Raw genomic sequence first — 11,025 nt, 5'->3', positions numbered from 1 at the left:
CAGCAAATGACCGCGATAGTGCGTATCGATGAAGAAGTCGTGAACGTGGACGAGTTCATTCGTCTTCTGAAACTGACCGGCCAGTTTGAGAGCCTGATCGAGCAAATCGTGCGCGACAAGCTCACCGTCCACGCGGCGAAGAAGCAGGGCGTGACCGTCACCGCCGACGAGATCCAGCAGCGCGCTGACCAGTTTCGCCGCGTGCGCGGGCTGCATCGCGCGGCGGACATGAATCACTATCTCGACGCGCTGCACGTGAGCCTCGACGAATTCGAGGCGTTCATTACCGACGGTCTCTATCAGGAGAAGATGCTCGACGAGATAGGCAACGATGCGGCGATCCGTGATTACTTCGCCTTGAATTCGCCAAAGTTCGACGCGATCGAAGTCAGCCACATCGTGCTCGATAGCGAGGGCAAGGCGAAGGAAATGATTTCGTACCTGCGCGATGACCCTGACAGCTTTGCCGAGATGGCGCGCGAGCATTCGATTGCGGATACGCGCGAGTCGGGTGGCGTGATCGGCAAGGTGCTGCGCGGCTCGCTGAAGCCCGATATCGAGGCGAAGATCTTCAATGCCGCAGTGGGCGATCTGCTTGGACCGTTTCCGTCGGCGGACCGCTCATGCTTCGAGATTTTCGCGGTAACGGCCAAGTATCCCGCCACGCTCGATGCCGACGTGGCCACCGAAATCCGCCGTTTGCTGCGCGAAAGCTGGCTGATTGCCCGTGCGCAGGAACACGTGATAGAAGCGCGCTAGTGCTTGGCTAGCGCCTGATGAAGCGAGGCTCGCCGATACATGGACGCCCCCCAGACCGCGCCCTCCGCGCTTTCCACAGCCGAATTTCTCGCTTCGGTGGAGATCTTTTCGCCATTCTCGCGCGACGAAATCGAGCGGCTCGCCGAAGCCGCGCAGGCGAAGTTCTATTCGTTTGGCGAAACGGTCTGCTCGGCCGGAGAAGTGGCCGACGGTCTCTATGTGGTCCGCTCAGGCACGGTGCGTATCTTCACCGAGGAGCACGGCAAGGAAACCAGCATGGGCGTGCGCAAGTCGGGCGAGATCTTCGCCGACATCGCAATGTTGCGCACGTACGTTCATGAAGCGTCGGTACGGTCTTCGGCCAAAACCGAATTGCTGTTCATACCGCGCGTGGCTATCGAACCGGTGATGGCGGGCAACGCCGCCGCGCTGGCGTTCGTCGCCAGCTATGTCGCGATCAATTCGGCCGGCGGCTTCGTCGCGCAACTGTTCGATCTGCGCGGCAAGCTGGACAAGGCGGAACTCGAGGAGTACGTGCGCAGCGTCGGCGCGAAGCGGGTGGCTGCCGGCAAGGAGATTCTCAAGCAGGACAGCCGCGAAGACAGGCGGCTTTATGTGGTGCGGCAAGGCCAGGTGCGCATCGTGCGCCAGGAGGAGGGCCACGACTACACGCTGGCGACCCTCGGCGAAGGCGAGATATTCGGCGAGAAGGCGTGTCTCATGCGCCAGGAGCAGATGGCATCGGTCGTCGCGACGACCGACACGCGGCTGCTGGTGATTCCCGAGCGCACCGTTCATTTCATTCTCGAACGCAATCCGAAACTGCGCGAAGTACTCGACGAGCGCATCCGCTACGGCGAGCGCGAATTGCAGCGGCAAAAGCGGCTCGAACAGCGGCGCAAGCTGCCGCTCATGCTCGACCTGCAAAGCAAGCCGGAACTCGGCGAGAGGATTATCCGGCGCTTCGCGCTCGTCGAGCAGGCCGAGGAGATGGATTGCGGCGCCGCGTGTCTCGCCATGATCTGCCGTCATTACGGCATTCCGATGACGCTCGGCAAACTGCGCGAACTGGCGAACGTGACGACGCAAGGCGCGACGCTCGACAGTCTCGCGCGCGCGGGCGAGTCGCTCGGTTTCACGACGCGCGGCGTGCAATGCACGTTCGATTCGCTGCGCGGCTTCGATCTGCCGTTCATCGTGCATTGGGAGGGATACCACTATGTGATCGTGTACGGTCTGTCGAAAGACTATGTGTGGGTGGCGGACCCGGCACTCGGTTTCAGGAAACTGAGCGTCGAAGACTTCGAACGGGGGTGGAGCGGCACCTGTCTGTTGTTTACGGGCGGACCGCAACTATTGGAGATATCGGCCGCGCGCTCGCCGTGGATACGTTTCGTCGGCTATCTGAAGCCGTACCGCAAGATACTCGGCTATCTGTTTCTCGCGACGTTCGTGATTCAGGTGCTCGGCGTGATTCCGCCGCTGATTATCCAGAACATTCTGGACGGCGTGATCGTGCATCAGAACGTCAGTCTGCTGCATATGCTGATCGGCGGACTGATCATCTCGAACGTCTTCGCGCAGTTGATGTCGATGATTCGCGCGTATCTGGCGAACTTCATGGTGCGCAACATGGACTTCGCGATGATGTCGCAGTTTTTCAAGCATACGCTGTCGCTGCCTTTCTCGTTCTTCGCAAAGCGCAAGACCGGCGATATCTTCGCGCGCTTTCAGGAGAACCAGACGATCCGCGCGTTCCTGACCGAATCCACCGTGACGACCGCGCTGAATCTGCTGATGATCTTCATCTACTTCACGATCATGTTCGTGTACAACGTGAAGATGACGCTGGTGTTGATCGCGTTTGTGATTCCGATCATGGGGCTCACCGTGATCGCGACGCCGAAGATCAAGGGCTACGCACGCGAGGTGTTTACGGCGTCGACCGAGGCGAAGTCGTTTTTGATGGAAGCCCTCTCGGGTGTCGAGACCGTCAAGGGCATGGGCATCGAGCGGCCGGTGCGGCTGCGCTGGGAGAAGAAATACGCGAAGGCGCTCGAATTGCAATATCGCGCGCACGCATTCAATATTCTGGTCGGCTTTGGCAGTCAACTTCTGAACGCGGCAACGACGATTGCGATTCTTTGGGTCGGCGCGAATCTGGTACTCGCCCGTGAATTGACGATCGGTCAGTTGATCGCGTTCAATGCGTTCATGGGCAGCGTATTGAGTCCGCTGATGGGCCTCGTCGGTTTGTGGAGCATGCTCAACGATGCGGGCGTCGCAATGGAACGGCTCGGGGATGTGCTCGATATCGAGCCCGAACAGAAGCCGCAGGATTTGCCCTCCCGCGTGATGCTGCCGGAGCTGCAAGGCGACATCAGCCTGCAAGGCGTGTATTTCCGCTATGGCGAAGAAGACTCCGCTTATGTGCTGGAAAACATCAGCTTCGATATCAAGCCCGGCGAGCTGGTCGCGATCGTCGGACGCAGCGGCTCGGGCAAGACCACGCTCGCCAAGCTGCTGGTCGGCTTCTATCAGCCGAGCGAAGGCAAGATGACGATCGACGGCTATGACTCCGGCGTGATCGACAAGGCTTGCTTCCGCGCGCAGATCGGCTACGTGATGCAAAGCAATCTGCTGTTCTCGGGCACGATAGCCGAGAACATCGCGAGCGGCGACGACGCGCCGGAGCGCCGCCGCATCGAGGAGGTCGCGAAAATGGCCGACGCGCACGGCTTCATCAGCAAGATGCCGCTCGGCTATGAGCAGATCGTCGGCGAGCGCGGCATCGGTTTGTCGGGCGGTCAGATCCAGCGGCTGTGCATCGCGCGGGCGTTGTATCACGATCCGCGTCTGCTCGTGTTCGACGAGGCGACCTCGGCGCTCGACTCGCAATCGGAAAGCAATATTCTCGGCAATATGCACGACATCCTGAAGGGCCGCACCGCGGTGATCATCGCGCATCGGCTCAGCACGATCATGCGCGCGGACAAGATTCTCGTGCTGTATGAAGGCGCAATCGTCGAACAGGGCCGTCACGAGGAGCTGATCCAGCGCGGCGGCATGTACTATCAGCTCGTGCAAAAACAGTTGAGCGCATCATGAAGATACTCGACCAGATTGAAGAGGCGAGTCCCGCGATATCGTACGCGGGACTGATCGAGCGGATCGAGATTCTGCGTTCCACGTTGCGCTGGTCGTCGCGGCTCGAGCGCGCGGATATCGACAAGCTGCTCAGGCAGGCCACGTCGTTGCGCGACGAAGTGATGCAGCTTTCACACAAGGAGCGCTTCGTGCAGGCGGCCACCGCGGGCGAACTGCAGGTGAGCCCGGAGCAATCGCGCGGGGCGCGCCGCAAGGCGCTGCTCGAACGCAGTTTCATTTTCGAGGGGACGTTTGGCGATAATCCGCGTTTGCTCGAATCGCTCGAAATCGCGGAGAAGGCGGCGCCTACCGATTTGCCGGTGCTGATCGACGGAGAAAGCGGCACTGGCAAGGAACTGATGGCGAAAGTGATTCACGCGAATGGCGCGCGTGCCGACAAGCCGTTCATTTCAGTGAACTGCGGTGCGATTCCGGACAATCTGCTGGAATCCGAGCTATTCGGGCATCGCAAGGGCGCATTCACCGGCGCGTCGAACGACCGCAAGGGCAAATTCGAAAGCGCGCACACGGGCACGATCTTTCTCGACGAAATCGGCGAGTTGCCGCTCGCAGGCCAGGTCAAGCTGCTGCGCGTGCTCGAAGCGCACGAGATTCAACGCGTCGGCTCCGACGAAACCATCGCGGTCGATACGCGCATCGTCGCGGCGACCAATCGCAATCTGCGCAAACTCAGCGAGGAGGGGCGGTTTCGCGAGGATCTGTTCTACCGGCTCAGCGTGATTCACGTGACGATGCCGCCGCTGCGTGAACGCCGCGACGAGATTCCGCTGCTGATTGCGTGGTTCGGCGACGAAGCGGCGGGCACGCTGAAACGGCGGCCAGTCAGACTGACGCCGCGCTTGCGGGACTTTCTGTTGAGCTACGCGTATCCGGGCAATATCCGCGAGCTGCGCAACGTGATGTACCGCATCTCATGTCTGGCGGGGGAGATGGCCGACGTCGAGCATTTGCCGCTCGACATGCGGCCCGCTGCACCCGGTTCGGCGGCGCAGCAGGATGGCGCGCAGACGAGCGGCAATCAGCCGATCAGTGTCGCGAATCTGATGTCACTCAGCGATGCGAAGCGGGCCGCGAGCGATGACGCCGAAAAAGCGTTCCTCGAACGGGGATTGCGGGAAGTGAGCGGGACGGTCGCCGAACTGGCACGGCGCATCGACATGAATCGCTCGCACTTGCAGATGCTGCTCAAAAAGCACGGCCTGCACTCGAAGGATTTCCGTAATCGCAATGCGCCGCCCGCGAAGAACGGTGCGAACGAGCCCGACGAGGAAGACGACGAAGGTTGAGGGGAACTCCGGCCTGAAGGTCGTCACGGAGCCGGATTCAGCAGCGTCTTCTCCGATGCATCCGGGTCCTGCGCCTCGACCACGACAGCGGTGATGTTGTCGCGCCCGCCGCGCGCGAGCGCGAGGTCGACGAGTTCGCCACACGCGTTTTCGCGCTCCGCCGAGGTCAGCACGTCCGCGATCTCGTCGTTGCTCAGTTCGTTGCTGAGCCCGTCGCTGCACAACAGGAACACGTCGCCGTCAGCGACCTCGATTGCATCGTCGTCGAGTTCGAGCAGATCCGTCGCACCGACAGCGCGCGTAATCATGTGCTGCGCGGGATGATGCCGCGCCTCTTCTTCGGTGATTACGCCAAGCGAGCGTAACTCCTCGACCTGACTGTGATCGCGCGTCAGTTGCCGCAATTGTCCCGCGCGGTACAGGTAGATGCGGCTGTCGCCCGCCCATACGTAGCCGCAGAAGCGATCGCATGCGAGCAGCACGGCCACGGTGCTGCCGATGCGTTGCACCTGGCGGCGCGCGGCTTCGTCACGCAATTGCCGATTCGCGTCCTGGAGCCGCGCGCGGACATCGTCGATCAGTGTCCTGAGGCCTTGCGGCGCCGCGAGTCGAGTCAACGCGTCGATCACGGTACGGCTCGCAAGATCGCCGACCGCGTGCCCGCCCATTCCATCGGCAACGGCCCAGCGTCCCGCTTCGGGTTCGTCGAGGCAGGCATCTTCGTTGATTTCGCGGACGCGTCCGGTGTCGGAACGCGCGCACGACGTCCAGCGAAATTGGCTCGCGCAGGTCACAACGGCTACACCATATCGTTTCTATTGCGTGCGTCCGGAGACACGTTGATGTTCGAGTTCGCGCCAGCATTGCGCACGTCGACCGACTGGAACTGGTTGATCATCTGGTTAGCATAGAAGTTGTTGGAGACCTCGTACAGATTGACCACCGGTCCGATGCTCGGCGTTTGCGGCACGTACGGCTGGATCCAGCCATACACCCACGGCGCGCCGCCGCCGCCGCGAATCGCCGCCATAGCCTTGCGGTCGAGCGCCAGGTTCAGCGAGAGGTCATTCAATTTGATGCAGGACATGTCGTTCTCCGATTGGCCGCGCGTGCAATGCGCGCGGTTGAATGGACTCTGCCCAGATAGTGCAAGGGCCATGCCAATCGGGGGCGGATTGCACGCTCAGCCCGCAGCGCTTTGACTGGCGTGCGTTGCGCAGGTTTGGCCTGATCCCGGCCGACACGATGGGTCGGCTCGCACCCAACAAGCCAGCATTCAAACAGGTGCGGGAACCAACACGTTCTTCGGCGTTCCCTGCGTTCTCCATTGAGGAAAATTCGCCGCGCGGCACGGCCTGCACATGAGTGTCGCCCGCCAACAGATCAACGCGATTTTTGTTGGCCTCGCACTGACATTTCCCTCTTCAGAAAATCGCTTGATGAGTCGTGAACCCTGTAAACAGGGGCTTTGCGGCGCATGGCCTGGATCATGCAAATGCTTTCGCAACAGTGTTGGAAATGCGAACGAGGCCAGCCATGAACACCCAAATGCTCGATGCGCGCGACGACGACCCGCCATCCGCGGCCGCTTGCGACACCGCTTCATCGACGATCGATCTGCCGATCGGCTCGCATCTGGTCACGCAACGCAACGGCTACGAACATCACGGCATCTATGTCGGCAACGGCCGTGTCGTGCATTACGCGGGCTTTGCCGGCTCCGCGCACCGCGGGCCGGTCGAGGAAGTCGAACTGGCGCGCTTCGCCTGCGGCCATCCGCTGTCGATCCGCCCAACGCCGAGCGCGATCTACGTCGGCGCCGAAGCGGTGAACCGGGCTCGCTCGCGCCTCGGCGAAAACCGCTATCGCCTGCTGACCAACAACTGCGAACACTTCTGCGCTTGGTGCCTGCTCGGCGAAAGCCGCAGCGAACAGGTGCATTGCTGCCTGCGGCATCCGCGCACGGCCATGCGCGCGCTGCTGTGTCTCGTGAAGGCATTTGTCGAGACCGGGACGAGGAATGAACACGGGGTGGCACGACTCGCGCAAGTCGCGTGAACGCGGCGCGTCGCGAACGGGACGATTCGAGGAGAACATCATGGTTGCCGCGGAAAACAGCTTGCACTGGGTCGTCGACAAATGGCTCGCGCCCACGCCGTCAATGCCCGCGCGCGTCGTGCGGTTTTGCCATCGCGCATCGCACCGGCAACGCTACGTCTGCGTGCAGGCCTTGAAGCCCGAAGGATTGCTGTCGATCTTCTTCTTCCGCCACGACGACGGTTCGTGGAACGTGTTCCCGCCGCAAGCCGAGCGGCCCGCGATGAACGGACATTGCCGCTCGGCGGCGTAGCAACTCAAGCGCGGCCCGGCGTGGCCGCTTCCTTCGCGATCCACTGACTGAACAGCTCCATGGCCGGCGTCATCGGCTTGCCTTTCAGGCAGGTCAGCCAGTAACTGCCCGCCTCTACCTCCACGTCGAACGGGCGGACCAGACGCCCGGCATGGATCTCACGTTCGAACATCAGCGCGGGCGCGAGCGCAATGCCCGCGCCCTGTATCGCCGCCTCCACCATCAGCCGTGACGAATCGAACACGGGCCCGCGCACCGGCCGTGGCGCGATGCCCGCGGCCGCGAACCAGTTCATCCAGTCGTCCATGCGATACGAGCGTAGCAGCGTTTCGTTCGCCAGATCGCCGGGCCGCGCGAGGCGCGCGGCGATCTCGGGCGTGCACAACAGCGCGAGCGGTGCGTCGAGCAGCTTCGTGGCGAGCGAGCCGGGCCACGTGCCGTCGCCGAAACGGATCGCGAAGTCGAGACCCTCGGTCGCCAGGTCGACGAGGTTGTTGTTGGTCAGCAGCCGCAGCTCGACGAACGGATTCGCCTCGCGAAACGACTTCAGGCGCGGCATCAGCCAGCCGACCGCGAACGTGCCGACTACGCTGACCGTCAGCACCTCGTGAAAATGGCCGCCGTCGAACTGCTTGAGCACCGTCTCGATGCGATCGAACGCGTCGGACAGCACCGGCCGCAGCGCGCGCCCTTCGTCGGTCATCGCCAGGCCGCGCGGCAAACGCTGGAAGAGCGCAGTGCCGAGCCGCTCTTCCAGCGAGCGGACCTGCTGGCTGACCGCGGCCTGGGTCACGTTCAGCTCTTGCGCGGCACGCGTGAAGCTCAGGTGCCGCGCGGACGATTCGAACGCGCGCAGCGCGTTCAGCGGGAGATACGGTCGCATGGTGCAGATAGTCGGTTTTCTTGCGAGTTGGCTAACTTATCATCATCTGCCCGCCTCGCCGACTTCGCGGCTGTAATTCGCGAGTCGAATTGTGCGACACTAGGGCCACATCGACGGGGGCAACCGCCCGCTCGGCGCAGCGCCAAACGCGCGGTAGCGAGTCGGCGGCACAGAGCCGGAAAACGTCAGTAACGGGAACGGCTGCAGCGGATTGCCTCGATGTAGGTGGTGAGAAGTTGACTGTCCAGATGGAATGCTCGACATGTTCTGCCGACGTTCGTCCAGGTAAGCCGTCGGCTCGTGCAACCTTGCATCATTGCCCTCGTTCGGGAGTCCGCTATGTCCGTGTACGTTCTGGCCTTGATCATCGGTGTCGTCGCAGGTCTTCGCGCGATGATCGCCCCTACCGCCGTCAGTTGGGCCGCGCGTCTGGGATGGCTGCCGCTGCAAGGCACGTCGCTCGCGTTCCTCGGGTTCGCGGCCACGCCATATATCTTCACCGTGCTGGCAGTACTCGAACTGATCACGGATCAATTGCCCGAAACGCCGAGCCGCAAGGTGCCGCTTCAGTTCGGCGCGCGCATCGTGCTCGGCGCGCTGAGCGGCGCTGCAATCAGCGGCGCGCATGGCGGGCTCGCGGGAGGCTGGATCGTCGGGGTGCTCGGCGCGGTGGTCGGCGCCGTGGGCGCGGTGATCGGCACGCTCGGAGGCGCGAAGGCACGCAGCTCGCTTGCGAACATGTTCGGGCGCGATGCGCCGGCGGCGTTGATCGAGGACGTGGTCGCGCTCGTCGCCGCTGCTTTGATCGTGGTATCGCTGCACGGCTTCTGACGTAAAGCCGAACGCGGCGGAACGTGCTTGGCCTCCCCGCCGCCAGTCGAACTCGCCGCGACGGCATTTTCTTTTCGATCGGCTTGACGCCCTGCTCGCCTAACAGCCGCAGCTGGCCGTATACAATTCGGCAGCGCCTGATCCCCGCGGGCTTGCACCCGCCTCTTGCCAACCGATCCAACCCATGCCGAATCCGACCCGGGCCTTTCTTCTCGGCCCGCTCCTGAAAGGCGTTTCACGCTCCTTCTATCTGACGCTGCGCGTGCTGCCCATCGGCATGCGCGATCCGATCGGCCTCGCGTATCTGCTCGCGCGCGCGGCCGATACGATTGCCGACACCTCGCTGATTGCGCCGGGCCAACGCCTGGAATTGCTGCTCGCGCTGCGCGATCAGATCAATGGCGAGACCATCGACAGCGCGACGTTCCAGCGCATCGCCGCGGAAGTCGCGGGTCAGCAGGCCCAGTCCGATGAAAAGCTGCTGCTCGAATCGTTGAGCCCCGCACTCGCCGTGCTCGCGCAACTGAGCGAGTCCGACCGCGACGCGGTGCGCGCGATCGTCACGACGCTGACCGAGGGCATGGAATTCGATTTGCGCACCTTCCCCGATGAACGCTCCGGCCAACTCGCGGCGCTGCGCGAATACGGCGAACTCGATCGCTATACCTATCTGGTCGCGGGTTGCGTAGGCGAGTTCTGGACCACGATGACTTACGCGCACATGCCGGGCACGCTGAAAGAGCAGCCCAGCACGATGACGCATTGGGGCGTGCGTTTCGGCAAGGCATTGCAGATGACCAACGTGCTGCGCGATTGCGCAAAAGACTTGCGCATCGGCCGCTGCTATTTGCCGCAAAGCATGCTCGAGCGCCACGGCCTGAGCCCTCGCGATCTGCTGCAACCGGCCAATTCGATGCGCGCGCGACCTCTGCTCGTCGAGCTTGTGCGTCAGACACTCGAGCATTTCCGCGCCGCGCTCGACTATACGCTCGCGATTGCCGCGAGCGCGGTGCGCTTGCGGCTCGCCTGCCTATGGCCGATCCTGATCGGCCTCGACACCTTGCTGCTGCTCGCGGATAACGACGCGTGGCTCGATCCGGCGAAAGTGTCGAAGGTGACGCGCCACAGCGTGTATCGGATCATCGCGTCGTCGCTGCTGCTGGTGCCTTCGAATGCGCTGGTGCGTAATGCGATCGAGAAGCGAATCGGGCGGATCGAAGCGCGGCTGTACGCGTAAACGCCTACAGCGACGCAAAAGCATTACGCGCATCGAATGTATCTGAATCGTTTCAATGCACTATGAATCGCAAACGGTACTCGCGGTTTATTCTGGATCATTGAACATTCAACAATCGGGAAAGCCCTAGGCCACCGCATTCGCGCTTCGCGTTAGTCTCTTCGAAAAGGAGACGATCCATGCGACAGGCGTTCAATATTGCGTTGGTGCTTTTGCTTGGCTATCTGATGGCGGATCGGGCGTTGATGCGTGCGCAAGCTGGCGAGGTCGGCACGATTACGTGCCACCAGGGCGCGGCGCGCGTCAAATCGGATGCGTTGAAAAAGGGCTTTGGAGACGCCGGCGCGAGCGCGCAGAGCGAGAGCTTCCTGTCGAGTTGCCTCGTCACCGGGCGTGGCCGGGTCGGCAATCTGATCGCGCGCGACTGAGTACCGGCAGCGCAGGATTCAAAGCGGCGCACATGGAGCGCCGCGAAAAAGCGCCCAGAGCCGGAAGGCCTGGGCGAAGTCAT

Annotated in this window: 11 protein-coding genes; 8 read left to right on the top strand and 3 right to left on the bottom strand. The window is 62.5% G+C overall.

Features of this window, described 5'->3' with window-relative positions; genetic code table 11:
* Positions 1–6 precede the first annotated feature (6 nt).
* Genes LJ655_RS12935 through LJ655_RS12925 form a run of 3 tightly spaced genes read left to right on the top strand, consistent with a single transcriptional unit; the run spans position 7 to position 5,213 of the window.
* Positions 7–759: a peptidylprolyl isomerase gene (locus tag LJ655_RS12935; RefSeq protein ID WP_230561636.1), complete on the top strand. Its 753-nt coding sequence runs from the start codon at positions 7–9 to the stop codon at positions 757–759.
* Between the two features lie 39 nt (positions 760–798).
* On the top strand, positions 799–3,867 hold the full coding sequence (locus tag LJ655_RS12930; protein ID WP_230561635.1) for a peptidase domain-containing ABC transporter: 3,069 nt from the start codon (positions 799–801) through the stop codon (positions 3,865–3,867).
* Positions 3,861–5,213, top strand: a complete 1,353-nt coding sequence (locus LJ655_RS12925) for a sigma-54 interaction domain-containing protein (protein WP_230561909.1) — start codon at positions 3,861–3,863, stop codon at positions 5,211–5,213. Before LJ655_RS12930 ends, LJ655_RS12925 begins: the two co-directional genes overlap by 7 nt.
* A gap of 23 nt (positions 5,214–5,236) precedes the next feature.
* Here the strand turns inward: LJ655_RS12925 and LJ655_RS12920 are convergent, their stop codons facing one another.
* Both LJ655_RS12920 and LJ655_RS12915 read right to left on the bottom strand, forming a co-directional pair.
* Positions 5,237–6,007 carry a PP2C family protein-serine/threonine phosphatase gene (locus LJ655_RS12920; RefSeq protein WP_230561634.1) on the bottom strand — a complete coding sequence of 257 codons (771 nt, stop codon included), beginning with the start codon at positions 6,005–6,007 and terminating at the stop codon, positions 5,237–5,239.
* Between the two features lie 5 nt (positions 6,008–6,012).
* Entirely contained in the window at positions 6,013–6,300 is a 288-nt protein-coding gene (locus LJ655_RS12915; protein ID WP_230561633.1) for a hypothetical protein, read from the bottom strand.
* A gap of 449 nt (positions 6,301–6,749) precedes the next feature.
* On the opposite strand from LJ655_RS12915, the gene LJ655_RS12910 reads away from it, so the two are divergent.
* Together LJ655_RS12910 and LJ655_RS12905 are read left to right on the top strand one after the other, a co-directional pair.
* Entirely contained in the window at positions 6,750–7,271 is a 522-nt protein-coding gene (locus LJ655_RS12910; protein WP_230561632.1) for a lecithin retinol acyltransferase family protein, read from the top strand.
* Between the two features lie 40 nt (positions 7,272–7,311).
* Positions 7,312–7,563 carry a hypothetical protein gene (locus LJ655_RS12905; protein WP_230561631.1) on the top strand — a complete coding sequence of 84 codons (252 nt, stop codon included), beginning with the start codon at positions 7,312–7,314 and terminating at the stop codon, positions 7,561–7,563.
* Positions 7,564–7,567: 4 nt separating this feature from the next.
* Here the strand turns inward: LJ655_RS12905 and LJ655_RS12900 are convergent, their stop codons facing one another.
* Complete coding sequence (locus LJ655_RS12900; RefSeq protein WP_230561630.1) at positions 7,568–8,446, bottom strand: LysR family transcriptional regulator; 879 nt, start codon at positions 8,444–8,446, stop codon at positions 7,568–7,570.
* A 339-nt stretch (positions 8,447–8,785) separates the two neighbouring features.
* Here LJ655_RS12900 and LJ655_RS12895 point away from each other — a divergent pair, with 339 nt between their 5' ends.
* The 3 genes from LJ655_RS12895 (at position 8,786) to LJ655_RS12885 (ending at position 10,942) form a co-directional block, all read left to right on the top strand.
* On the top strand, positions 8,786–9,277 hold the full coding sequence (locus LJ655_RS12895) for a DUF4126 domain-containing protein (protein ID WP_230561629.1): 492 nt from the start codon (positions 8,786–8,788) through the stop codon (positions 9,275–9,277).
* A 184-nt stretch (positions 9,278–9,461) separates the two neighbouring features.
* Positions 9,462–10,514: a phytoene/squalene synthase family protein gene (locus LJ655_RS12890; protein WP_230561628.1), complete on the top strand. Its 1,053-nt coding sequence runs from the start codon at positions 9,462–9,464 to the stop codon at positions 10,512–10,514.
* A 179-nt stretch (positions 10,515–10,693) separates the two neighbouring features.
* Complete coding sequence (locus LJ655_RS12885; protein ID WP_230561627.1) at positions 10,694–10,942, top strand: hypothetical protein; 249 nt, start codon at positions 10,694–10,696, stop codon at positions 10,940–10,942.
* The last annotated feature ends 83 nt before the right edge of the window (positions 10,943–11,025 follow it).

The organism is Paraburkholderia translucens, from assembly GCF_020881035.1.
In the GTDB taxonomy this organism is placed as follows: domain Bacteria; phylum Pseudomonadota; class Gammaproteobacteria; order Burkholderiales; family Burkholderiaceae; genus Paraburkholderia; species Paraburkholderia translucens.
The sequence above is the reverse complement of the archived record's forward strand: the minus strand, read 5'-3'. Positions and strand labels throughout refer to the sequence as shown.